Origin of the sequence: Aeromicrobium sp. SORGH_AS_0981, assembly GCF_031453195.1 — a bacterium.
Lineage (GTDB): Bacteria > Actinomycetota > Actinomycetes > Propionibacteriales > Nocardioidaceae > Aeromicrobium.
This window is the reverse complement of sequence record NZ_JAVIZD010000001.1, coordinates 1,001,435-1,024,602: the sequence shown is the minus strand read 5'-3', so window position 1 is coordinate 1,024,602 and position 23,168 is coordinate 1,001,435. Positions and strand designations below refer to the sequence as shown.

The 23,168-nt window shown below is 71.5% G+C and carries 27 protein-coding genes; 16 read left to right on the top strand and 11 right to left on the bottom strand.

What is annotated here, in order from left to right:
- Window positions 1–29: 29 nt before the first annotated feature.
- A complete protein-coding gene (gene dnaN / locus QE370_RS05265) occupies window positions 30–1,172 on the bottom strand; it encodes a DNA polymerase III subunit beta (RefSeq protein ID WP_067852972.1) in 1,143 nt (380 codons plus the stop codon).
- 451 nt (window positions 1,173–1,623) lie between these two features.
- The gene (gene dnaA, locus QE370_RS05260) at window positions 1,624–3,171 is read right to left on the bottom strand and encodes a chromosomal replication initiator protein DnaA (RefSeq protein ID WP_253022370.1); all 1,548 of its coding nucleotides are present in this window, start codon (window positions 3,169–3,171) and stop codon (window positions 1,624–1,626) included.
- A 344-nt stretch (window positions 3,172–3,515) separates the two neighbouring features.
- Here dnaA and rpmH point away from each other — a divergent pair, with 344 nt between their 5' ends.
- The 8 genes from rpmH (at window position 3,516) to QE370_RS05220 (ending at window position 8,379) form a co-directional block, all read left to right on the top strand.
- Entirely contained in the window at window positions 3,516–3,653 is a 138-nt protein-coding gene (gene rpmH, locus QE370_RS05255; protein ID WP_067862010.1) for a 50S ribosomal protein L34, read from the top strand.
- A 3-nt stretch (window positions 3,654–3,656) separates the two neighbouring features.
- Window positions 3,657–4,034, top strand: a complete 378-nt coding sequence (gene rnpA / locus QE370_RS05250) for a ribonuclease P protein component (protein WP_308207021.1) — start codon at window positions 3,657–3,659, stop codon at window positions 4,032–4,034.
- The gene (gene yidD / locus QE370_RS05245) at window positions 4,031–4,348 is read left to right on the top strand and encodes a membrane protein insertion efficiency factor YidD (RefSeq protein ID WP_309633679.1); all 318 of its coding nucleotides are present in this window, start codon (window positions 4,031–4,033) and stop codon (window positions 4,346–4,348) included. Before rnpA ends, yidD begins: the two co-directional genes overlap by 4 nt.
- A complete protein-coding gene (gene yidC, locus QE370_RS05240) occupies window positions 4,333–5,304 on the top strand; it encodes a membrane protein insertase YidC (protein ID WP_067861118.1) in 972 nt (323 codons plus the stop codon). Before yidD ends, yidC begins: the two co-directional genes overlap by 16 nt.
- Before the next feature lie 7 nt (window positions 5,305–5,311).
- Window positions 5,312–5,785 carry a R3H domain-containing nucleic acid-binding protein gene (locus QE370_RS05235; RefSeq protein ID WP_253022383.1) on the top strand — a complete coding sequence of 158 codons (474 nt, stop codon included), beginning with the start codon at window positions 5,312–5,314 and terminating at the stop codon, window positions 5,783–5,785.
- Between the two features lie 79 nt (window positions 5,786–5,864).
- A complete protein-coding gene (gene rsmG, locus QE370_RS05230) occupies window positions 5,865–6,416 on the top strand; it encodes a 16S rRNA (guanine(527)-N(7))-methyltransferase RsmG (protein ID WP_309633678.1) in 552 nt (183 codons plus the stop codon).
- Between the two features lie 50 nt (window positions 6,417–6,466).
- Window positions 6,467–7,480, top strand: a complete 1,014-nt coding sequence (locus QE370_RS05225; protein ID WP_308207023.1) for an AAA family ATPase — start codon at window positions 6,467–6,469, stop codon at window positions 7,478–7,480.
- Window positions 7,480–8,379, top strand: coding sequence for a ParB/RepB/Spo0J family partition protein (locus QE370_RS05220; RefSeq protein ID WP_253022395.1), 900 nt, complete (start codon window positions 7,480–7,482; stop codon window positions 8,377–8,379). The genes QE370_RS05225 and QE370_RS05220 overlap by 1 nt, the downstream gene beginning before the upstream one ends.
- A 188-nt stretch (window positions 8,380–8,567) precedes the next feature.
- Here QE370_RS05220 and trxA read toward each other — a convergent pair whose 3' ends face one another.
- From trxA to QE370_RS05190, 6 genes are all read right to left on the bottom strand, one after another.
- A complete protein-coding gene (trxA, locus tag QE370_RS05215; protein WP_067861107.1) occupies window positions 8,568–8,891 on the bottom strand; it encodes a thioredoxin in 324 nt (107 codons plus the stop codon).
- Between the two features lie 40 nt (window positions 8,892–8,931).
- On the bottom strand, window positions 8,932–9,930 hold the full coding sequence (gene trxB, locus QE370_RS05210; RefSeq protein ID WP_253022397.1) for a thioredoxin-disulfide reductase: 999 nt from the start codon (window positions 9,928–9,930) through the stop codon (window positions 8,932–8,934).
- Window positions 9,931–10,021: 91 nt separating this feature from the next.
- A complete protein-coding gene (locus QE370_RS05205; RefSeq protein ID WP_309633677.1) occupies window positions 10,022–11,602 on the bottom strand; it encodes a protein kinase family protein in 1,581 nt (526 codons plus the stop codon).
- A gap of 66 nt (window positions 11,603–11,668) precedes the next feature.
- Entirely contained in the window at window positions 11,669–12,106 is a 438-nt protein-coding gene (locus QE370_RS05200) for an HNH endonuclease (protein ID WP_253022411.1), read from the bottom strand.
- A gap of 79 nt (window positions 12,107–12,185) precedes the next feature.
- Complete coding sequence (locus QE370_RS05195; RefSeq protein WP_253022413.1) at window positions 12,186–12,518, bottom strand: hypothetical protein; 333 nt, start codon at window positions 12,516–12,518, stop codon at window positions 12,186–12,188.
- Window positions 12,519–12,537: 19 nt separating this feature from the next.
- The gene (locus QE370_RS05190) at window positions 12,538–13,614 is read right to left on the bottom strand and encodes a YihY/virulence factor BrkB family protein (protein ID WP_309633676.1); all 1,077 of its coding nucleotides are present in this window, start codon (window positions 13,612–13,614) and stop codon (window positions 12,538–12,540) included.
- Between the two features lie 128 nt (window positions 13,615–13,742).
- Here QE370_RS05190 and QE370_RS05185 point away from each other — a divergent pair, with 128 nt between their 5' ends.
- Genes QE370_RS05185 through QE370_RS05175 form a run of 3 tightly spaced genes read left to right on the top strand, consistent with a single transcriptional unit; the run spans window position 13,743 to window position 17,115 of the window.
- On the top strand, window positions 13,743–15,293 hold the full coding sequence (locus QE370_RS05185; protein ID WP_253022417.1) for a circularly permuted type 2 ATP-grasp protein: 1,551 nt from the start codon (window positions 13,743–13,745) through the stop codon (window positions 15,291–15,293).
- The gene (locus tag QE370_RS05180; RefSeq protein WP_253022419.1) at window positions 15,293–16,219 is read left to right on the top strand and encodes an alpha-E domain-containing protein; all 927 of its coding nucleotides are present in this window, start codon (window positions 15,293–15,295) and stop codon (window positions 16,217–16,219) included. The genes QE370_RS05185 and QE370_RS05180 overlap by 1 nt, the downstream gene beginning before the upstream one ends.
- Before the next feature lie 2 nt (window positions 16,220–16,221).
- Entirely contained in the window at window positions 16,222–17,115 is an 894-nt protein-coding gene (locus QE370_RS05175) for a transglutaminase family protein (protein ID WP_309635238.1), read from the top strand.
- Here QE370_RS05175 and QE370_RS05170 read toward each other — a convergent pair.
- Complete coding sequence (locus QE370_RS05170; protein ID WP_067861093.1) at window positions 17,099–17,518, bottom strand: hypothetical protein; 420 nt, start codon at window positions 17,516–17,518, stop codon at window positions 17,099–17,101. The two genes, QE370_RS05175 and QE370_RS05170, sit on opposite strands and share 17 nt — an antisense overlap.
- A 145-nt stretch (window positions 17,519–17,663) precedes the next feature.
- Between QE370_RS05170 and QE370_RS05165 the strand changes: the two genes are divergently transcribed.
- Window positions 17,664–18,770 carry an aldo/keto reductase gene (locus QE370_RS05165; RefSeq protein WP_309633675.1) on the top strand — a complete coding sequence of 369 codons (1,107 nt, stop codon included), beginning with the start codon at window positions 17,664–17,666 and terminating at the stop codon, window positions 18,768–18,770.
- A gap of 120 nt (window positions 18,771–18,890) precedes the next feature.
- Here the strand turns inward: QE370_RS05165 and QE370_RS05160 are convergent, their stop codons facing one another.
- Window positions 18,891–19,577 (bottom strand): pyridoxamine 5'-phosphate oxidase family protein, encoded by a 687-nt coding sequence (locus QE370_RS05160; RefSeq protein ID WP_309633674.1) that lies wholly within the window; start codon window positions 19,575–19,577, stop codon window positions 18,891–18,893.
- 55 nt (window positions 19,578–19,632) lie between these two features.
- Here QE370_RS05160 and QE370_RS05155 point away from each other — a divergent pair, with 55 nt between their 5' ends.
- Both QE370_RS05155 and QE370_RS05150 read left to right on the top strand, forming a co-directional pair.
- Entirely contained in the window at window positions 19,633–21,039 is a 1,407-nt protein-coding gene (locus QE370_RS05155) for a PLP-dependent aminotransferase family protein (protein ID WP_309633673.1), read from the top strand.
- 40 nt (window positions 21,040–21,079) lie between these two features.
- Complete coding sequence (locus QE370_RS05150) at window positions 21,080–21,424, top strand: MGMT family protein (RefSeq protein ID WP_309633672.1); 345 nt, start codon at window positions 21,080–21,082, stop codon at window positions 21,422–21,424.
- Here QE370_RS05150 and QE370_RS05145 read toward each other — a convergent pair.
- On the bottom strand, window positions 21,415–22,011 hold the full coding sequence (locus QE370_RS05145) for a molybdenum cofactor biosysynthesis protein (RefSeq protein ID WP_253027240.1): 597 nt from the start codon (window positions 22,009–22,011) through the stop codon (window positions 21,415–21,417). The two genes, QE370_RS05150 and QE370_RS05145, sit on opposite strands and share 10 nt — an antisense overlap.
- Before the next feature lie 150 nt (window positions 22,012–22,161).
- Between QE370_RS05145 and rpsF the strand changes: the two genes are divergently transcribed.
- Complete coding sequence (gene rpsF, locus QE370_RS05140) at window positions 22,162–22,452, top strand: 30S ribosomal protein S6 (RefSeq protein WP_083516666.1); 291 nt, start codon at window positions 22,162–22,164, stop codon at window positions 22,450–22,452.
- A gap of 127 nt (window positions 22,453–22,579) precedes the next feature.
- The gene (locus tag QE370_RS05135; protein WP_253027239.1) at window positions 22,580–23,143 is read left to right on the top strand and encodes a single-stranded DNA-binding protein; all 564 of its coding nucleotides are present in this window, start codon (window positions 22,580–22,582) and stop codon (window positions 23,141–23,143) included.
- Window positions 23,144–23,168: the final 25 nt, after the last annotated feature.

Below are 23,168 nucleotides of genomic sequence, written 5' to 3'. Positions count from 1 at the left end.
ACGACGTGTGGTGCGGTGCGGTGGGCGGGTCAGCCCTGGAGACGCACCGGCATGATCAGGTAGCGGAACGCGCCGTCGGGCGCGTCACCGATCTCGCGGACGCCGGAGATGGCGGCCGGCTTGGTGTGCTGGGTGAACGCGAGGTGCACGACGGGGTCGGACATGACGCCGAGACCCTCGAGCAGGTAGCCGGGGTTGAAGCCGATCGAGATGTCGGCGCCGTCGATGGTGGCCTCGATCGACTCCGACGCCTGCGCGTCGTCGCCGCTGCCGGCCTCGAGCAGCACCTGGCCGTCGGAGAACGTCAGCCGGACGGGCGTGTTGCGCTCCGCGACGAGCGAGACGCGCTTGACGGCGTCGACCAGGTCCGACGTGCGCACGTGCGCGACGGTCTCGGACTGCGCCTGGAAGAGCTGGCGCACCCGCGGGAAGTCGCCCTCGAGCAGGCGGGTCGTGGTGCGGCGGGTGCCGTTGCCGACCGTGCCCTCGAAGCCGATGAGACCGTCGCCGGTCTCGCCCGAGGAGATGGCGATGGTGATGTCGGAGCCGGAGACCAGGGACCGCGCCGTCTCGCCGAGCACGCGGGCAGGCACCAGGGCGTGGCCGGAGGCGTCGCTCGCCTCGGGCGACCACTGCAGCTCGCGCAGGCTGGCGCGGAAGCGGTCGGTGGCCATGAGGGAGATCGTCGAGCCGTCGATCTCGAGCCGGACGCCGGTGAGCAGGGGAAGCATCTCGTCGCGACCTGCGGCAGCACTCGCCTGCGCGACGGCCGTCGCGAACTCGTCGGCCTTGATCGTGCCCGAGGAGGTCGGCATCTGCGGCAGCTGCGGGTACTCCTCCACGGGCATCGTGGAGAGGCTGAACCGTGCGCTCCCGCACGAGACCTGGACCTTGGTGCCGTCGAGGCTCACGTCGATCGGCTTCGACGGCAGCGACTTGACGATCTCCGACAGCAGCCGGCCCGAGACGAGGGCCCGGCCGTCGTCGGCGACCTCGGCGGGCAGCGTCGCGCGGGTGGAGGTCTCGTAGTCGAACCCGGACAACGTCAGACCGTCGCCGGCGGTCTCGATCAGGAGCCCGGCGAGGACGGGCACGCTCGGCCGGGTGGGCAGGCTGCGTGCGGTCCACGCCACGGCGTCGGCGAACGTGTCGCGATCGATGCGGAATCTCACGAATCGAGGCCTTTCGGGCATGAGAAGACTAGGACTGCATCCTGCCACGGACACGGTGTGAAGCGTAGGTCGGGCGAGACGTCCTGAGGACGTCGTCCCGCTCGTCCACACCCAGGCCGTCCCGTCACTCTTGCGGGGGATCCGGACATGTAACTCTCTCGTCGTCGTCGTAGGCGGTGTGGATCCCGTGGACAACCGGCGTCGGCGCTGGTCAGGCGGCGTGTCGTCCCGTGGACGACCGTGTGGGCGTGCCGTGGACGCACCCCGAGGGGCTGTGCACGTCCGCGCGTCGTTCACACCTCGTTCACACGTCGGTCGCGTCTGTCCACCTGAGGTCGAGACTTTCCCACAGTGTCGTCCCCAGGTGTGCATGAAGCCTGCGGGCACCACGCGACGAGGCCGACGTCCCTCGGACGTCGGCCTGGTGGCTGCGGCAGGTGCCGCGTGGGGGTCAGTTCTGACGGGCCTGCTGCTTGATGCGGTTCGTCAGCTCCGTGACCTGGTTGTAGACGGCGTGCTTCTCGGCCATCAGCTTGCGGATCTTGCGGTCGGCGTGCATGACCGTCGTGTGGTCCCGGCCGCCGAAGTCGGCGCCGATCTTCGGCAGCGACATGTCGGTCAGCTCGCGGCACAGGTACATCGCGATCTGGCGGGCGAGGACGAGGTCGCGGCTGCGGTTCGTTCCGCACAGCTCCTCGATGGTGAACTCCGAGTAGGCGGCGGTCTGCGCCAGGATGACGCCGGCGGTGATCTCCGGCTCCTCTCCCTCGGCGACGAGGTCCTTCAGCACGATCTGCGCGAGCTGGAGGTCGACCGTCGCGCCCTGCAGGTTGGCGTAGGCCGTGGCGCGGATGAGCGCACCCTCGAGCTCGCGGATGTTCGTCTGCACCTTGCTGGCGATGAACTCGAGCACGTCGGCCGGTGCGGTGAGCTTCTCGATCGCGGCCTTCTTGCGCAGGATGGCGATGCGGGTCTCGAGGTCCGGCGGCAGCATCTCGGTCTGCAGGCCCCACTCGAACCGGTTGCGCAGCCGCTCCTCGAGGGTGCGCAGGTTCTTCGGCGGGCGGTCCGACGTCATCACGATCTGCTTGTTGGCGTTGTGCAGCGCGTTGAAGGTGTGGAAGAACTCCGTCTGCGTCGACTCCTTGTTCTCGAGGAACTGGATGTCGTCGACGAGCAGCACGTCGATCTCGCGGTACTTCTGGCGCAGCGCGGCGGTCCGGTTCTCACGGATGGCGTTGATGACGTCATTGGTGAACTCCTCGCTGTTGACGTAGCGCACGCGCGAGGAGGGGTAGAGGTTCAGGACGTAGTGGCCGATGGCGTGCAGGAGGTGCGTCTTGCCCAGTCCCGAGTCGCCGTGGATGACCAGCGGGTTGTACGCCTTGCCGGGTGCCTCGGCGGCCGCGACCGCGGCGGCGTGGGCGAAGCGGTTCGACGAGCCGATGACGAAGTTCTCGAACAGGTACCGAGCATTGAGCCGCGCCTCGTGGGCGCTGGTCCGGCGCTGCACCGGGTCGGGCTCCTGGGCCCAGCTCGGGACGAACTCGTCGACGTCGATGTCGTCGCCGTCCTCCTCGGGCGCCGGGGGCACCACGGAAAGTGGATGTGTCGACTTGTCGTCATTTTGCGGTCCCGGTGCCTGCGGCGCGGTGTTCTGCGGGCCGGCGGGGTGCGGACGGTCGTCGGCCTGCGACGTCGTGGAGGACGGGCGGTCCCGCGCGCGGTCGGTGAGCGACGGCTCGATCGTGACGACGAGCCGGACCTGCTCGCCGAGGTGCGACGAGAGCGCGTGCTCCAGGGCGGGGCGCACGCGGGACTCCAGCTGCGCACGGCTCAGGTCGTCGGGGACGCCGACGATGAAGATCCCCGGGTGCCGGCTGATCGGCTCCGCGCTGTAGACCCAGACGCGGGCACCGTTCGACAGCGTCGAGACGGCGTGGTCCCACGCCGTGGAGAGCTCGAGGTCGTCCGAGGTCTGCCCTGAGGCGTCGGTCATGCAGGTCTCCCGAGGGGTCGCGTGGTCCACAGAGTTGTCCACACGGTGTGCATCCAGCTACCCGCTGGTCCTGCGCTGTGGAAAAAGGCGCAGAGCGGCGACGCTAGCAGCGGTCGCGAGGTCGTTTCAAGCGGGTTGGGAAGATTGCAGCAGTGCGCCCGGCGTGTCGCGTGGACCGGTTGGTCGCAGGTAGCCTATGGGGCGGGTTTGACCACGCTCCGACCGCCCCGTACCGTGGAGCAGTCGTGCAACACGACCGTTGCCGCATGCCCACGACCGAGATCTTCGCCGTGGGCGAGCGGTGGCCGTCGATCCCCGGCCCGAATCGTCGAAGGACCAAACTCGTGAGCAAGCGTACGTACCAGCCGAACAACCGTCGTCGCGCCAAGAAGCACGGCTTCCGCCTGCGCATGCGCACGCGTGCGGGCCGCGCCATTCTGGCCAACCGTCGCCGCAAGGGCCGCGCGAACCTCTCCGCCTGAGCCGTGCTCGGGCGGCCCCACCGCATGCGTGAGGCCGGTGACTTCAAGGTCGCCGTCCGCCGCGGGGTGAAGGCGTCGTCGCCGACCCTCGTCGCGCATCTCTCGATCGGAACCGACGGAGACACCTCCGTCGGTTTCGTCGTGTCCAAGGCCGTGGGGCCGGCCGTCGTGCGCAACCGCGTCAAGCGTCGTCTGCGGCACCGCGTGCGCGACCACCTCGAGCACGGGGCGCTCGCCTCGGTGCCCGCGGGGTCCCGGCTCGTGGTGCGGGCGCTGCCCCGCGCGGCGTCCGTCGACGGTCCGACGTTGTCGGCCGACCTCACGGACGTGCTGACCTCCGCGGTCGAGAAGGCGGAGCGTCGGGGCGGGGTGCGTCGGTGAGGACCGTGCTCGTCTGGCTGCTCCGGGCGTACCGGTTCGCGATCAGCCCGCTGTACGGCCAGGTCTGCCGCTACTACCCGACCTGCTCCGCCTACGCGCTCGAGGCCGTCGAGACGCACGGCGCCGCCCGCGGGTCGTGGCTCGCCGCACGACGTGTGTGCCGGTGTCATCCTTGGGCTGCCGGCGGCGTCGACCCGGTGCCGCCACGCCGCGGCACCGAGGTCACGCCCGAGGACGAGCAGCATCCCTCTGAACCTCCCGTCGCCGCGGCGACGGTCACCCCCACCCCTGGAGAACCATGTTCGACTTCCTAGGTTCGATCGGCTCGGCCATCATGACGCCGCTGTACTACGCGGTGTCCGGCGTGCTGCTCGTCTGGCACGAGATCTTCACGCGGCTCGGCCTCGACCCGTCGGGCGGGTGGTCGTGGGCGCTGGCGATCGTCGGCCTGACGGTGACGATCCGCGCGCTGCTCATCCCGCTGTTCGTCAAGCAGATCAAGAGCAGCCGCAACATGCAGCTGCTGCAGCCGCACATCAAGGAGCTGCAGAAGAAGTACGGTCACGACCGGGAGCGCCTGGCCCAGGAGCAGATGAAGCTCTGGAAGGAGCACAACACCAACCCGTTCGCGTCGTGCCTGCCGCTGCTGCTGCAGATGCCGGTGTTCTTCGCGCTGTTCCGCGTGATCGACCAGGCCGCCAAGAACGGTGCCGACGGCGCCCGCGGCTTCATGACGGCCAAGCTGGCCGAGGAGCTGCAGGACGCGGTGTTCCTCGGCGGCCGCATCGCCGACACGCTCGTCAGTGCCACGCACGTCGAGACGCGCATCATCGCGGTCATCATGGTGCTGACGATGTGCGCCACGCAGTTCATCACGCAGCGTCAGCTGATGAGCAAGAACATGCCGCCGGACGCGCTGTCGGGACCGTATGCCCAGCAGCAGAAGCTGCTGCTCTACGTGCTGCCCGTGGTCTTCGCCGTCGGTGGTATCGCCTTCCCGGTGGGCGTCCTGATCTACTGGACCACCTCGAACTTCTGGACCATGGGCCAGCAGTTCTACGTCATCCGCAACAACCCTGCGCCGGGGACGCCGGCGTTCAAGGCGAAGCAGGAGCGCGACGCGAAGCACGGCAAGAACGTGCCGGAGGACCCGCTGAAGGAGATCGAGAAGCCGCACCCCGGTCTGCAGCGCAACCAGCCGAAGAAGCAGACGCGCAACCAGCGGACCTCCGGGTCCAAGCCGAGCCCGAACAAGAAGAAGAGGAAGTGATCCGGTCATGACCGACGCTGCGAAGCTGGAGGCCGAGGGCGACATCGCCGCGGACTTCCTCGAGGAGCTGCTCGACATCGCCGACCTCGATGGCGACATCGACATGGACGTGGAGAACGACCGCGCGTCGGTCTCCGTCGTCGGTGGCGGCCTGGACCACCTGGTGGGTCGTGGTGGTGAGGTGCTGGAGGCGCTGCAGGAGCTGACCCGCCTGGCCGTGTACCGCGAGACGGGTGAGCGGAGCCGGCTGATGCTCGACGTCGGTGGCTTCCGGGCGCAGCGCAGGGTCGCGCTGGAGTCGGTGGCGGCGGGCGCGATCGAGCGGGTCCGCTCCGGTGAGGCCCGTGTGGCGCTCGACCCCATGAGCCCGTTCGAGCGGAAGGTCGTCCACGACGCCGTGGCGGCTGCTGGACTCTCCAGCGAGTCCGAGGGCGCCGACCGGAGTCGTCACGTCGTCGTGCTGCCGGCGGCGGACGCCTGAGGTCCGCATGAGTGTTTCACGTGAAACACCCCCGCCGCCCTCCTCGGCTGCGGGGGTGTTCCATGACCAGCTGCCCCTCATGACGCAGTACGCGGCGATCCTCGCGAACGACGGCGTAGAGCGCGGGATGATCGGTCCTCGCGAGGTCCCCCGACTGTGGGACCGCCACCTCGTCAACAGCGGCGTGGTCGTGCCCCGACTCCCCGCTGGTGCCTCCGTGGCCGACGTCGGATCGGGTGCGGGTCTGCCTGGTCTCGTCTGGGCCATCGCCCGGCCGGACCTGAAGGTGACGTTGATCGAGCCGCTGCTGCGCCGGACGACCTTCTTGCAGGAGGTGGTCGACGAGCTTGAGCTGGCCAACGTCGAGGTGCTCCGTGCCCGCGCCGAGGACGTCGATCGTCAGTTCGACGTGGTGACGGCGCGCGCGGTGGCCGCTCTGGAGAAGCTCGCAAAGTGGTGCATGCCGTTGGTCGCGCCCGGTGGGGTGCTGCTCGCGCTCAAGGGCCAGTCGGCGGCGGACGAGGTGAAGGATGCCAAGCGCACCCTCGGACGTCTCGGGGCGACCGCTACGCTGATCCGGACGTACGGTGATGTCGAGATTCCGACCACCGTGGTGGAAGTGTCGAAGTGACGACCCTCGCCCGGACCGGGCGGGGCATGTTTCACGTGAAACGAGGTTCTGTGAGCGCTGACGACAAGCAGACCCCTGGCCCGTCGACGCCGCTGAGCTCGGTGGCCTCAGGCGCGGCACCGGCGTCGAGCTTCACGTCGTCCGAGCCGGACCAGCCGTTCGACACCCCGCTCGCCCGCGAGGCGCGGGACCACGTGGACCTCGCCCGTCGGGCCCGCAGCACGACCCAGCTTCCCCGTCCCGACCGCACGCGGATCTTCGTCGTGGCCAACCAGAAGGGAGGGGTCGGCAAGACGACCACGGCGGTGAACGTCGCTGCGGCCCTCGCCCAGAAGGGACTGCGCATCCTGGTGGTCGACCTCGACCCGCAGGGCAACGCGTCGACGGCGCTCGACATCGCGCACACCGAGGGGACGCCCGGGGTCTACGAGGCACTGGTCGAGGACGTCCCCCTCTCCGAGCTCGTCCGGCCCGCGCCACAGCTGCCGGGCATCACGGTGCTCCCCGCGACCATCGACCTGGCCGGCGCCGAGATCGAGCTCGTGTCGCTCGTGGCGCGTGAGACCCGCCTGAAGAAGGCGCTCGCTGCCCACCTGGAGGAGCGCGAGCGAGCCGACGATCGGATCGACTACGTCGTCATCGACTGCCCGCCGTCCCTCGGTCTGCTCACCGTCAACGCGCTGGTCGCCGCGCGCGAGGTGCTCATCCCGATCCAGTGCGAGTACTACGCGCTCGAGGGCCTGGGCCAGCTGGTGCGCAACATCGAGCTCGTGCGCGCGCACCTCAACCAGGACCTCGAGATCACCACCATCCTGCTGACGATGTTCGACGCACGCACGCGCCTGTCCGCCGGCGTCGCCGAGCAGGTGCGCAGCCACTTCGGCCCGAAGGTCCTGGCCACCGCGATCCCTCGCTCGGTACGGATCTCCGAGGCACCGAGCTACCAGCAGTCCGTCCTCACCTACGACCCGGGCTCGTCCGGTGCGCTCTCCTACCTGGAGGCCGCCCGTGAGATCGCGCAGGCGGGGACGTCCGACCCGACCACCAGCGAGAGGGGCGCCTGATGGCACCACGTCGTGGACTCGGCCGAGGGCTCGAGTCGCTCATCCCGTCGACCCCCGCCGAGGCGAAGGAGTCCGGGCTGCAGGAGGTCCAGGGCGCCCGCTTCGCCGAGCTGCCGTTGGACGCCGTCGTCCCGAACCCCCGACAACCGCGTCAGGTCTTCGACGAGCAGGACATGGCCGAGCTCGTGCACTCGATCCGCGAGGTCGGTCTGCTGCAGCCGGTCGTGGTCCGCGAGACGGCGCCGGGTGCCTACGAGCTGATCATGGGGGAGCGTCGGTGGCGTGCCTCGCGCGCGGCGGGACTCGAGACCATCGGCGCCATCGTGCGCGACACGACCGACGAGGACCTCCTGCGCGACGCGCTGCTCGAGAACCTCCACCGGTCGCAGCTCAACCCGCTGGAGGAGGCCGCCGCCTACCAGCAGCTGCTCGACGACTTCGGCTGCACCCAGGAGGAGCTCGCCGACCGCATCGGTCGCTCGCGCCCCCAGGTGACCAACACGCTGCGCCTGATGAAGCTGCCGCCTGCAGTACAGCGCCGGGTCGCGGCCGGCGTGCTGTCCGCCGGGCACGCTCGCGCGCTGCTCTCGGTGTCGCACCCCGAGGTGCAGGACCGGTTGGCTGCACGTGTCGTCGCCGAGGGCATCTCGGTGCGTGCGCTGGAGGAGATCGTGAAGTTCGGCGACACCGGAGACCCGGCCACCTCTCGGTCGCGCACCCCCGGCCGCACGGTCTCCGCTCCCCGCCTGGCCGACCTCGCCGCACGGCTCTCCGAGCGCTACGACACCCGCGTCAAGGTCGATCTCGGCAAAGCGAAGGGCAAGATCACCGTCGAGTTCGCGACGATCGACGACCTGGAGCGGATCGTGGGTCTGATGGACCCGCCGCGGAACCATTGATCGACATGTCGACAAAGCGATAGATTGTTGTGTCAGTCCGCGTCGGAACCTGCGGTGCTCCACATACGACGAGGCCCCGGTGCATCGCACCGGGGCTTCGACGCTTGCCAGGTCTCGATACAGCGGGGCGCCTGCGGCGCGCACCACTCGACCTGCCTGAACTGCTCAGGCGCTAGGCGCCTTCGGGTTCAGGCATACTCCGAGAGCTCGTTGAGGATCGCGGACTTGGGGCGGACGCCGACGATCGACTTCACGACCTCGCCCTTGTAGTACAGGTTCATCGTGGGCAGGCCGGTGACGCGGTAGTCGCTCGGCGTCTTCGGGTTGGCGTCGGCGTCCATCTTGACGATGGTGAGCGCCTCGCCCTTCTCGGACGCGATCTCCTCGAGGATCGGCGCGAGCTGACGGCACGGGCCGCACCAGCTGGCCCAGAAGTCGACGAGCACGGGACCGTCGGCCTGCAGCACCTTCTCGGCGAAGTCGGCGTCGGTGACGGGGGTGATCTCGGGCATGGGGTTCTCCTTCAGCGGATGGGGGTCGTGGGGATCGGGGTCACTCGGCCCACTGGGCCATGGCGACGTCGGGTGCGGGCTGACCGGCCTGCTCGCGGTCGGCGAGGAAGCGCTCGGCGTCGAGGGCCGCAGCACACCCGGTGCCCGCGGCGGTGATCGCCTGGCGGTAGGTGTGGTCGACCAGGTCGCCGGCGGCGAAGACGCCGGACAGGTTCGTGGCCGTGCTGCCCTGCTGGACCAGCACGTAGCCCTCGTCGTCGAGGTCGACCTGACCGGTGAGCAGCTCCGAGCGCGGGTCGTGGCCGATCGCGATGAACAGGCCGGTCGCGTCGAGGTCGCGGGTCTCGCCCGTGACGGTGTCGCGCAGCGTCACCTTCTCCAGACGGCCCTCGCCGTGCAGCTCGGCGACCTCGGAGTTCCAGGCGAACTCGATCTTCTCGTTGGCGATCGCGCGGTCCTGCATGATCTTGGACGCGCGCAGCTCGTCGCGACGGTGCACGAGCGTCACCTTCGACGCGAAGCGGGTGAGGAACGTGGCCTCCTCGACGGCGGAGTCGCCGCCGCCCACGACCACGATGTTCTGCTCACGGAAGAAGAAGCCGTCGCACGTGGCGCACCAGCTGACGCCGTGGCCCGAGAGCTCGTCCTCGCGGGCGACGCCGAGCTTGCGGTAGCCCGAGCCCATGGCCAGGACGACGGCGTGCGCACGGTAGGTCGTGCCGTCGGCGAGCGAGACCGACTTCACCTCGCCGGTGAGGTCGACCGACGTGACGTCGTCGGCGATCAGCTCGGCGCCGAAGCGCTCGGCCTGCGCGCGGAAGTTGTCCATCAGCGCCGGGCCCATGATGCCCTCGGGGAAGCCGGGGAAGTTCTCGACCTCGGTCGTGTTCATCAGCGCGCCGCCGGCGGTGACCGAGCCCTCGAAGACGAGCGGGGCGAGGTTCGCGCGGGCCGCGTACACGGCTGCGGTGTAGCCCGACGGGCCGGAGCCGATGATGATCAGGTTGCGGACGTCATTGGCGGACGACTCAGTGCTCATGGGTGCCTTCTCGTAGACGGTCTTGCTCTGCTCAACGCAGTCTAGGTGGGGATCATTCCGCTGCCCGACCAGAGCGACGGGGGCAGGATCGTCAGCGTCGGCCCTTGAGGCTGATCTCGCGGACGTCGCCCTGGAACTCGCCGGGACCCACCTGCGGCAGGGCCCTCAGCCACACCACGACCCGGCGGGTGATGGTGTTCGCCGGGAACGTGACGGTGACGTCGGTGCCGGCGTCGTCGAGCGTCGCGATGCGGCGCAGGTCGCGCAGGCTGCCCGGGACCTCGCCGCCGGGGCTCGTCGCGTAGACGGTGAGCGCGGTGCCGGCTCCGCCGAGGAGGATCCGCATCGAGTCGACCTCACGCGGGCCACCCAGGTCGACCACGAGTCCCACGCCGTCCTTCAGGCCACCGAGGTCGGCACGGCGGTAGTAGGTGCTGGTGCGCCAGCCCGTCTCGGGGTTGCCGTCGACGGCGAGCCCCACGTCCTCGGGGTTCTCCTGCCCGTCCTGGCCCTGCGGGTCGAGGTCGCGCACCGACGCGATCCCCAGGGTGCGGGCCGGCGCCTCCTCGGTGGCGACGGAGGCGGTCGGCGGTCGGCGGTCCTCCCCGGTGAACCGTCCCACGGCGAAGGCCAGCAGCCCGACGACCGCGAGCGTCAGGGCCACGCCGGCGAGGACCAGCTTGCGGTCGCCGCCCGCGGTGGCACGCCTCGCGCGGTGCACGCTGCGCTCGAACGTGGTGGGCGGGGCCGGCTCGAAGGCCTTCGGCCGTCGTCGGGGCGGCTCCAGACCGGGCGGCGGGCCCTCCGGCACGATGACGGGGTCGAGGCGCAGCAGGTCGGGCGAGGAGATGTGCAGCGGGCTCGGGTCGTCGACGTCGGCCTCGTCCTCACCCGTGAGCCGCAGCGCGCGACCGATGTCGGCGGCCGTGCGCAACGGCGTGCGGTGGTTCAGCGGCGGACGCCCGAGGATCCGGTCGACGACGGCGTCGACGTCGCGGGACACGCCGGCGCGCACCTGACGGGGTCGCAGGAGCTTGCCGCCCTCGGCCGGCGCGGCGCGCAGCCCGTCGACGCCGACCCCGGGCCAGCGGGCCACGAGGCACGCGTACAGCAGCTTGCCGAGGGCCTCGACGTCCATCTGCTCGTACGCCCGCAGGTCCTCGAAGGTGTCCTGGTGGCCGGCCGGCGCCAGGGCGGTCGCGACGCCGAGGCCGACGATGCGCACGGCCCCGGTCTGCTTGAGGAGCACGTGGTGCGGCGTGAGGCGGCGGTGGAACAGGTTCTTCTCGTGGGCGTGCGCGAGGGCCTCGGCGACCTCCGCGACCACCGTCGCGGCTCGTCGGTTCGGCAGCGGCGACTGGCGCAGCAGCTGGTCGAGCGGGAACGCCCGCGCCCACTCCCGCACGATGACGTGGTGGTCGTGGTCGGCCTCGACGAGGTCGAGCACGCGGAGGAACCGCGGGTCGGTGACCGACGTGGACTGGCGGGCCGCCTCAAGGAAGTTGTCGGCGCGCGGGTCGTCGCTCGGGACCATCTCGATGCCGACGTTGCGTGCCAGCACGCGGTCGTGCGCGCGCCACGTGGACGACCCGAGCTTCTCCGTGACGAGGTCCTGCAGCACGTAGCGACCGTCGAGCACGTCACCGGCGCCCAGGGCCCGCCGCTCGGTCATCGTCACCTCTTCCGTGTGCGGTCCATCGTAGGCCGACGGACCCCACGGCGCCCGCACCCCGAGCGGTCAGCCGACGAGGAAGCCGGGTGGCGGGGCGGCCGGTGTGATGAGCAGCGTCATGCCGGCCTCGGCCGGGGTGCGGTCGGCCTTGCGGTGGTTGCACCGCAGGCACGCCGCGACGGCGTTCTCCCAGGTGAGCGCACCGCCGCGGCTGCGCGGCAGCACGTGGTCGACGGTCTCGGCGCGTCCGCCGCAGTAGGCGCACATCTGGTCGCGGGCCTTGACGGCCGACTTCGTGCACAGGTGCCCCCGCCGGTGCCGCCAGCGGGTGACGACGTAGCGCACGAGCCGCAGGACCTTGGGCTTGGGGAACGGGCCGAAGGTGCCCTCGGCCTCCTCCTCGATGACCGCGACCTCGCGCACCAGCATCTTGATGGCGTGCCGCAGGGACACGCGTTGCAGCGGCTCGTAGCTGGCGTTCAGGACCAGGACGTGCTCGGCCATGGGCGGACCCTTTCCACGGCCAGAGTATCCGCCACGCCCGACATCGGGGCGTGAAGCGCCGGTGTCGCGTCGGTGAAGGTCAGATCACCCAGACCAGACCGGCCGCCGACGGGACGAGCGAGAGCAGGACCCACGGCCACGAGAGGACCGGCCGTGCGGCCAGGATCGCGCGCACGGCGACGCTGATGCCGATGGCGAGGAACGCCGACATGACGACGAGGATGACGGCCCCGCTCTGCCGGCCCTGGCGGGCGATGACGTCGGCCACGACGACGAGGCCGACGACGCCGTGGATCGCGACGACGAAGAAGCAGATGGCGGTCGTCCGGCGGCGCACGACCTGCAGCGCGCGGGTCTCCTCGGCCGACATGGTGCGGGCCGAGGGGCGGGGCTGCGAGCCGTGGCTGCTCATGGCAGCAGCCTAGGAGCCGTCAGTCGTCGCGGGTGGAGCGGCCCAGCACCGCGCCGAGGAGCGTCCCCAGCCCGAGGCCCACGACGAGCGGGCGTACGTAGCCCACGTCGACGGGCTCCTCCTCGAGGTCCGCGGCGTCAACGCGAGCGGCCTGCGCCTCGTCGTCGGCGTCCTCCAGCTCGGCGAGCTCGGCGAGCGTGGACTCGTCGGTGCACGCCCACGAGATCCCGTACATCACCAGGCGGGAGAAGAAGTAGATCCAGACCACCAGCGTCAGGGCGATGGCGAGCGAGGCCACCGGCACCGAGCTGGCACCGCGCAGCACGAGGCTCGCGAACTGCTTGATGAGCTCGAAGCCGACGGCGGCGAACAGGGCGCCGCGCCAGAGCGCGTGCTCGGGGAGGTCGGGCTTCGGCAGCAGGCGGAAGATCGCCCAGAACAGCACGGTGCTGACGGCGACGCCGACGACCACCGACAGCAGCGTCAGGAGGACGGCGCCGACCGGTCCGGGCAGTCCGACGAGGTCGAGCAGGAACGAGCCGAGCGCGACGGGCAGCCCGCCGACGGACACCGAGAGGAGCAGGATGAAGCCCAGGACCACGAGCGTGACCAGGTCGGTCCCCTTGGCCTTCACGAGGTTGCCGGTCTCGGACGTGGGCAGGTCGAGCATCTGGTTGAGCCCGTCGCGCAGCCCGCTCACCCAGTTGAGGCCCGCGTAGAGCGCGGTGAGCAGGCCGACGGTGTAGATGGCGGGCGCGTTGGACGCGATCTCGGTGAGGGCGATGCGTCCGGGCTCGGGGTCGACGGAGACGATGCCGGGCAGCACCCCGCTGAGGGCGTCGACGAAGTCCTGCTGGGCGCCGGGGTAGATCTCCGACAGCTGCCCCACGACCGCGAAGGAGACGGCCAGGAGCGGGAAGAAGCTGAGGAAGCCGAAGTAGGTGGCACCGCCGGCGGCGAGGTTGCCCCGGTGCGCGCCGTAGTGGTCGAGGGTGCGGATGACGTGGGCGAGCACGGGGTGCCAGCCCGCGATCCGGTCCTTGATCCCGGGCTTGGACTCCTCGCCCGACTCCGTCCGCTCCCCGTCGCCGCTCATGGCTCGACCCTAGGAGGAAGCGCGGGTCGGGGCCAACCGGCCGGGCCTTCTGGGGTGCAGGCCGACCGGCTCTCCGCTAGACAGGTCACGAAACATGATCGACACCTCTCCTCCCTAGGGTGGCCCCCGTGAGCGACGCGCACCTCTTCGACGGCTACGGACCTGTGGCCGGGTTCGACGAGATGTTCGACGACTCGACCCTGCGGTCCGAGTACGCGCAGGTGCACGCGGCGTTCACCCGGATGGGCAACGACGAGATCCGGGCCCGCGCGGAGTCGCTCGCGTCGGCCTACCTCGACCAGGGCGTCACGTTCGGCGTCGGCGGCGAGGAGCGGCCCTTCCCGCTCGACATCGTGCCGCGCATCATCGAGGCGCGGGACTGGACCGACGTCGACACCGGCGTGCGTCAGCGCGTGAAGGCCCTCGAGGCGTTCCTGGCCGACGTGTACGGACCGGGCGAGGTGTTCACCGACGGGATCGTGCCCCGCGAGACGGTGCTGACGTCGCCGCACTACCACCGCGTCGTCGCGGGGATCGAGCCTCCGAACGGGGTGCGGGTGCACATCTCGGGCATCGACCTGATCCGTGACGGGCAGGGCGACTTCCGGGTGCTGGAGGACAACTGCCGCGTGCCGTCGGGCGTCTCCTACGTCATGACCAACCGGCCGGCCATGTCCGCGGCGCTGCCGGAGGTGTTCGCCGACCACCGCATCCGTCCGGTCCAGCAGTACTCGCGCAACCTGCTCGCGGCGCTGCGTGCCGCGGCACCGTCGGGCGTGAGCGACCCGAACGTCGTGGTGCTGACGCCGGGCGTCTACAACTCCGCCTACTTCGAGCACACGCTGCTGGCTCGCACGATGGGCGTCGAGCTGGTGGAGGGCCGCGACCTGGTGTGCCAGCAGGGCCGGGTCTCGATGCGCACGACGCGCGGGCTGGAGCCGGTGCACGTGATCTACCGGCGCATCGACGACGAGTTCCTCGACCCCATGCAGTTCTACCCGGAGTCGGTGCTGGGCGTGCCGGGCCTGGTCAACGCGGCCCGCGCCGGCAACGTGACCATCGCGAACGCCGTCGGCAACGGCGTGGCCGACGACAAGCTGATCTACACCTACGTGCCCGACCTGATCCGCTACTACCTCGGCGAGGAGCCGGTGCTGCGCAACGTCGACACGTGGCGCCTCGGCGACGCCGACCAGCGCGAGGAGGTGCTCGACCGTCTGGACGAGCTCGTCCTCAAGCCGGTCGACGGGTCGGGCGGCAAGGGCATCGTCATCGGTCCTGCGGCGTCGCGCGAGGAGCTCGACGAGCTGCGGGTCAAGATCGACGCCGACCCGCGCGCCTGGATCGCGCAGCCGGTGATCTCCCTGTCGACGGTGCCGACGCTGGTGGAGCAGGGCATCCGACCGCGGCACGTCGACCTGCGGCCGTTCGCGGTGAACGACGGCGACGACGTCTACGTGCTGCCGGGCGGCCTGACGCGGGTGGCGCTGCCCGAGGGCGAGCTGATCGTGAACTCCTCCCGGGGAGGTGGCTCGAAGGACACGTGGGTGCTGGCCGACCCGTCGACGCCCGCGGACCCCAAGGACGCGGTCGACGAGGAGGCCGACGGTCCCGAGAAGGCCAAGAGCATGCGAGCGGCCGCGCCGTCGGTCCTGACCGAGGACGGGGGCGACCTCTGATGCTGAGCCGGATCGCGGAGTCGTTGTTCTGGATCGGCCGCTACCTCGAGCGTGCGGACGACACCGCACGGATCCTCGACGTCCAGCTGCAGGTGCTGGTGGAGGACCCGGCGATCGACGAGGCGGCGTCGTGCCAGCAGCTCCTGTCGGTGATGGGGGTGGAGGGCCACACGGGTGCGGTCAACCGGTGGACGATCCTCGACCTGCTGGCCCACAACGTCGACTCCCCGGGCTCGATCGCGTCGGCGATCACGGCCGCACGCGAGGGCGCGCGGGGCGCACGCGAGACGTTGTCGACCGACATCTGGGCGTCGATCAACACGATGTGGCGCGGTCTTCCGTCGGCGCGGACGAAGCGGCCGCCGGACATGTTCGCGTGGGTGCGGAACCGGACGGCGATGGTCAACGGCATCGCCGACGGGACGATGCCGCGCGACGAGGGCTGGAACTTCTTCGTGCTGGGACGCAGCATCGAGCGGGTCGACATGACGGCGCGGCTGCTGTCGACGGCGGCGCTGGCGTCGGACACGCAGGTGGCCTGGCCGACGACGCTGCGGGCGTGCGGTGCGTACGAGGCGTTCATCCGCGCCTACCGGGGTCTGGAGGGTGACCGTCAGGCGGCGGAGTTCCTGCTGCTGGACCGGTGGTTCCCGCGGTCGGTGGTGTCGGCGTTGATGGAGGCCGAGCGCGCGCTGAGCCGGCTGGAGGCGCGCGGGCAGCGTTCGGGGTTCGGCGACGAGGCGCAGCGGCTGCTGGGCCGGGCGCGGACGGAGCTGGAGTACCGGCCGCTGGCGGAGATCGTCGAGGCGATGCCGATCGAGATGGAGCGGCTGCAGCGCACGTGCGCGGCCGCGAGCGAGGCGGTCGGCGCGCGGTACTTCTCGCACTCGGACACGCACGCGTGGACGGGAGGGGTCTCGCTGTGAGCATGCAGGGACAGGTGGGCCAGGGGTCGGCGTCGCAGTGGCAGAGCGGGTCGCCGCGACCCATGCAGCTGCGGGTGCGGCACACGACGGGCTTCACGTACGCCGAGGGCGCGGAGGCGTCGTACAACGAGGCACGGATGACGCCGCTGACGACGTCGGACCAGGTGGTCCTGCGGTCGCGGGTGGAGGTGTCGCCGACGGCGTGGTCGCAGGAGTACCGCGACTACTGGGGCACGGTCGTCACGGCGTTCGAGGTGCACGAGCCGCACGACGCGCTCACGGTCGTCGCGACGTCGACGGTCGAGAGCACGCCGCACGCGGTCGACGTCGCGCCCGTGGGGTGGGCCGACCTCGCCGCGGTGAGCGACGAGTGGTGCGAGTTCCTCGTGCTCGACACGTGGGTGCGTCCGCACGACGACCTCGGGGCGCAGCTCGACGCGCTGCAGGCGTCGTCGGACACTCCCGGCGAGTACGCCGTGGGCGTCTTCGGCCTGGTCCACGACCACCTGCGCTACCTGCCGGGCGTCACGCAGGTGTCGACGACGGCGGCGGAGGCGTGGGAGGCCGGCGCGGGGGTGTGCCAGGACGTCGCGCACGCGACGCTCGGCGCCCTGCGGCGGGCGGGGATCCCGGCCCGGTACGTGTCGGGCTACCTGCACCCGTCGACCGAGCCGGTGGTCGGCGAGACCGTCGAGGGCGAGTCGCACGCGTGGGTCGAGTACTGGGACGGCGACTGGCGCGGGTTCGACCCGACGAACGCGGTCGTGCCGGGCGACCGGCACGTGCTCGTGGCGCGGGGGCGGGGCTACGGCGACTGCCCGCCGCTCCGCGGCATCTACTCGACGCCGGGCGCGTCGGAGCTGTTCGTGAGCGTCGAGGTCACGCGTCTGCGCTGACGGGTGTCCCGTCGTCGATCCCGGGCGGCTGCCGTCGGGCCGTGGCCGAGCCGGCGACCACCAGCAGCGCGGCGAGCGCGAGGGCCGCGGTGGAGGACCCGAGGTCGACCATCGAGTCGAGCGCGTCGGGCCAGCCGCGCAGGCCGTTCTCGTCGCTGAAGCCACGCAGGTAGGCGGCCCAGGCCACGACCGCGCCGACGGAGCCGACCACGGTGAGGACCTTCGCGACGCGTCGGGCCGATGGTGCCGCCGCCGGCTGGGCGACGACGGCCAGCATCGCGACCCCGATCAGCCCGACCACCCACGGTGTCGGCGTGACGAGGAACGGTGCCGTGCCGAGCGCCGCGGCCGTGACGATGCCGAGGGCACACGCCCCGAGCACCACGCCGACGACCGTTCGCATGCCCCTAGGGTGACGGGTCGCGGGCGTTTCGTCACGTCAGGACGGAGCGTGTTCCGTCACGCGTCGCGCGACGTCGCGGTCCTGGCTGCTCAGAGGCGCGAGTGCCGAGGGGCGGGGTCCGTCGGCGGTCGCTAGCGTCGGGACCATGACCGAGGAGCGCTACTGGGCCGACGCCGTGCCCGAGACCCACCGTCCGTACGTCGCGGCCGAGGACCGCTACCAGCACCTGGACTACCGGCGGGTGGGCGACAGCGGGCTGCTGCTGCCGCCGATCTCGCTGGGCCTGTGGTGGAACTTCGGCGACGACCGGCCCTTCGCGACGCAGCGCGAGATCCTGCGGCACGCGTTCGACCGCGGTGTCACCCACTTCGACCTCGCCAACAACTACGGCCCGCCGTACGGTTCGGCGGAGGAGAACTTCGGGCGGATGATGCGCACCGACTTCAAGCCCTACCGCGACGAGCTGGTGCTCTCGAGCAAGGCCGGCTGGGACATGTGGCCGGGCCCGTACGGCAAGCTCGGGTCGCGCAAGTACCTGCTGAGCAGCCTCGACGCGTCGCTGGAGCGGATGAGCGTCGACTACGTCGACATCTTCTACTCCCACCGCACCGACCCCGGCACGCCGGTGGCCGAGACGATCGGCGCGCTCGACACCGCCGTGCGCCAGGGCAAGGCGCTCTACGTCGGCATCTCGTCGTACTCGCCGGAGCGGACGGCCGAGGCCGTGGCCGTGGCGAAGGACCTCGGCACGCCGCTGGTCATCCACCAGCCGTCGTACTCGATGGTGAACCGGTGGATCGAGGACGGCGGGGGTGCCGGGCCAGGGGCAGCAGGCGGGAAGAGTCTGCTGACGGTGCTCGACGAGCACGGCATGGGGTCGATCGGGTTCACGCCGCTCGCGCAGGGCCTGCTGACGTCGAAGTACCTGGGCGACGAGCCGGCGAAGCGCTCGGGCGAACGCGGCTCGTTCACCGACGACGTCGTCACGCCCGACATGGTCGAGCGGCTGCGCGGGCTGAACGAGGTCGCCGAGCGGCGCGGCCAGAGCCTGGCCCAGCTCGCGATCTCCTGGGTGCTGCGGCCGGGCGGCGTCACGTCGGCCCTCATCGGCGCGTCCTCGACCGAGCAGCTCGACGAGAACCTCGCCGCCGCCGCGCAGACGGACTTCAGCGACGAGGAGCTCACCCGCATCGACGAGCTCGCCGGCACCGTCGAGGGCGTCAACATCTGGGACGTCTCCAGCGACCTCTGACCCGCAGCGGAGATTCCCAGGTCGACCTGGGAATCTCCGCTGGGCACGGTTTCCTCAGGTGAGCACGGAGAGCAACCCGTGCCTGCCTGAGAAAACCGTGCCTCGCTCGACCCTGTGTGCTCAGGCACCCAGCTGCGCGGCCCGGCTCACCACGTCGGCCGGTACGTCGTCGTGCGAGTCCGCCGCCGACACCGGGCTCGCCGCGACGGTCGACAGGGGCACGACGCCCGCCCACGCGCCGGCCTCGACGTCGGCGTCGTCGTCCACCGGGTCGCCGGCGCGCACCTTCACCGACGCCTCGCGCAGCGGGATCGCCAGCACGGCGGTCGCGGCCACCTCCTTGCGGGTGGGCGGGCGCAGGGTCGCCGAGCGGCCGGGCACGACGTGGTCGACGGTGAGGTCGAGGGCGTGCGCCTTCTCCTGCGGGTCCTCGACGATCCGCGCCTCCCCCACGACCACGGCGGAGCGATAGTTCATCGAGTGGTGGAAGCCGGACCGCGCCACGACCAGCCCGTCGAGCAGCGTCGCCGTGACGCACACCGTCCGTCGGTCCGAGCGGGTCAGCCACCGCGCGGCCACCGAGCCGTGCACGTAGAGCGTGCCGTCCGCGTCGGGACCGTCGAGGTCGACGGCGATCGCGACCGGGAGCACGACCGGGTGGTCGCCGACGTCGACGCCCAGGTGCGCGACGAGCGTCTCGCGCAGGATCGCGTGCAGCGCGGCCCGGTCGGTGAGGCCCCGCTCGCGCGAGCGCCCGAGGGTCGTGCGCGGGGTGGGCGACAGCGGTGTGGCATCGATCGTCGACATGACCCCAGCCTCCTGCGCAAGTGGACCGACGTCCAGGTCCACTATCTTGCAGGACGTGCAGACCACTTCGGGACCGCCGACGTTGCCGCTCCGCCTCGACCGGACGGCCGACGCCCCGCTGGCGACGCAGCTCGCCACCGGGATCCGTCGCCTCGTGGGTGCGGGCACGCTCCGCCGCGGCACGCGGCTGCCCGCCAGCCGGGCGCTGGCCGTCGAGCTCGGGGTCTCCCGCGCCGTGGTCACGCAGGCCTACGAGCAGCTGGTCGCCGAGGGCTGGCTCGACGCGAGCCACGGCTCGGGCACCTTCGTCGCCGGGACGGCCACCGCCCGACCCCCGTCCGGCCCGGCGCCGACCACCCCGACGCCACGCGCAGCGGCCGACCCCGCTGCGCCGACCCTGGTGCGCCTCGACACCGGCACCCCCTGGATCGACCCACGTCACCGGGCGGGATGGCGGCGGGCGTGGCGCGACGTGGCCGCCGCCGTCCCGCCCGCCGGCTACGACGACCCCTGCGGTGTCCCCGCGCTGCGCGCCGCGCTCGCCGAACGTCTCGGCCGGCTGCGTGGCGTCGACTGCGACCCCGACCAGGTCGTCGTCACGCAGGGCACCACCGACGGCCTGCGCGCCCTGCTCGAGGTGCTGCCCGACGGCGCCGTCGCGGTGGAGGACCCCGGCTACCGGGCGGCGGTCGCCACCGTCCGCGCGGCGGGCCGCACGGTCGTCGACGTCCCCGCCCGCGGTGTACCGGTCGTGCCCCCGGACGTCGTCGCGACCTACGTGACCCCCGCCCACCAGCACCCGCTCGGCCACGTCATGCCCGCAGCCGACCGGGTGGCGCTGCTCGCGGCGGCGACGGCACAGGACGCCGTGGTCGTCGAGGACGACTACGACTCCGAGTTCCGCTACGACGTCGCACCCGTCCCTGCACTGTCGTCGCTCGACCGCTCCCGCGTCGCGTACCTCGGCACCGCGTCGAAGTCGGTCTCGCCGAGCCTGCGCCTCGGCTGGCTCGTGCCACCGCCGCACCTGCTCGACGCCGTCCGCGCCGCCCGAACGCTCCGGCACGAGAGCGTCTCGTGGCCGGTGCAGCGGGCGTTCCTGTCGATGCTGCGCGACGGGTACGTCGACCGCGTCGTCCGTTCGGCACGTCGGGTGTACGCCGACCGCGCGCCCCGCGTGGCCGCCGTGCTGGCCGCCCACGCGGAGCCGGCCGGTCCGAGCGCGGGCATGTACTCGACCTGGCTCCTCCCGACCGACCGTGCGCTCGCCGCGCGCGCCGCAGCGCGGGCCGTCGGGTTCGACGTGCCGCTGCTCGCGGACTACACGCGCGGCTCCACCCTCACCGGGCTCGTCGTCGGCTTCGGCGGCGTGAGCGACGTCGAGCTCGACACCGCGCTGGACGCCATCGCCCGGGGTCTCGACGACCACACGGACGGAGCGGACCCGCGCCGACGACGGTGACGCGGCTGCAGGCACCACGGCCCTGGGGTTCACTGGTGCCATGGGTGACGAAGCCTCCACGATGCCGCTGCCCGGCGGCGGGCACGCCGACCCGCCGGAGCGGCTCACGCCGTTCCAGCAGTGTGTCGCCGACGTGGTGGAGGCCCTGCGACCCGGGGACCTGCTGACCTACGGCGAGGTGGCGCTCGAGGCGGGTCACCCCGGCGCGGGCCAGGCGGTCGCGAACGTGCTGCGTCGTGTCCCGGGACTGCCCTGGTGGCGCGTCCTGCCCACGAACGGGCGGCTGTACCGCCAGCACCGCGAGGCGGCCACCCCGCTCCTGCAGGCCGAGGGGCACGTCGTGGACGACGAGGGACGCGTCCGGTCGGGCTCCCGTCAGGCCTGACGACGTGCCGTCGCGAGCGCCTCGCGGCGCAGCTGCGCGGCGTCGTCGGGGCTGAGGTGACGCACCGCCACCAGCCGGGCAGGGCCCACCGACAGCACCCCGTCGCCGAGCGGCTCGCTGCGGATGCCCGCGTGGCCACGCATCGCCTGGTGGGCCCCCGGCGCGAGCACCACGTCCATCCACGCGCAGGGGTTCGCCCGGGTGAGCGAGCGGAAGGTGAGGCTGCGGCCCCCCTGCTCGAGCGTGAACTCGCTGTGCACCAGCGACTCGACGTCGAGCCCACGCGTCAGCACGTTGCGGCGCGCCAGGAACGGGTCGAGCCCCGGCGCGTCGAGGCTCGCGCCGACCCGCTCGACCTCCTCGACCGCGAGGAACGTCACCGCCGCGAACCGGTGCCGCGTGCCGAAGTAGCGGTCGCCGACCACGCCCTTGTGCGCCCGCACGTCGATCGACGTCTGGCGGTCCGAGCCCATCGCCGGTCGCGGACCGTCGGAGGGCCGACCGTCGTAGCGGTGCCGTGGCGACACGACCAGGCCGACGATCTCGAGGTCGACCGGCTCGACGTCGAGGGGGAGGGCGTCCTGCACCCTGACACGCTAGCCCCCGGGTGGTCGGGACCCCGCGATTTGGCCCGGGATCGTGGGCACGGCTAGACTTCCGTGGTTGCCCGATCCGGGCACACCTCCTGCTGCGGACCGTCCGTAGCCGTTCAGACCGAAGGAGGACGCACCTTGTCGTTGCGTCACTACGAAGTCATGGTCATCCTCGACCCCGAGCTCGACGAGCGCACCGTCGCCCCGAGCCTCGACACCTACCTCAACGTCGTGAAGAACGACGGGGGCAGCGTCGAGAACGTCGACGTGTGGGGCAAGCGCCGCCTCGCGTACGAGATCAACAAGAAGAACGAGGGCATCTACGCCGTCATCGACCTGACCGCCACGCCGGACACGGTCAAGGAGCTCGACCGCCAGCTCGGGCTCAACGAGTCCGTCGTCCGCACGAAGGTCACCCGACCCGACGCGAAGTAAGGGCTCACCCGAGCTCCCTGTGGACGGTGACCCGCTCACTGTCCGCACCCCGGGGTTCACTGGTACAGCGTTCACTGGATCGAATCCCACCCCCGGCAACCACAGCCACCATCGAAAGGCTGGTCCCATGGCAGGCGAGACCGTCATCACCGTCGTCGGCAACATCACCGACGACCCCGAGCTGAAGTTCACCCCGTCCGGTGCGGCGGTCGCGAACTTCACCGTCGCCTCGACGCCGCGGTCCTTCGACCGTCAGTCGAACGAGTGGAAGGACGGCAACCCGCTGTTCATCCGATGCTCGGTGTGGCGCCAGATGGCCGAGAACGTCGCCGAGTCGCTGCAGAAGGGCCAGCACGTCATCGTGCACGGCGCCCTCAACGTCCGGCAGTACGAGCGCCAGGACGGCGGACGCGGCACCAGCGTGGAGATGAACGTCTACGAGGTCGGAGCGTCGCTGCGCTTCGCCACCGCCAAGGTCACCAAGGCCTCGCGCGGTGGCGGCGGTGGCGGCGGCGACTTCGGTGGCGGCGGCGGTGGTTTCGGCGGCGGTGGCGGCAGCTACGGCGGCGGACAGGGCGGCGGCAACGCCGGTGGCGGCAACGCCAACCCCTGGTCGCAGCCGCAGTCCGCACCGCAGGGTGGGAACGACGCCTGGGGCGGCGGCGCAGCCGCCGACGAGCCCCCGTTCTGATCCAGTCACACCCCGTTCTTTAGAT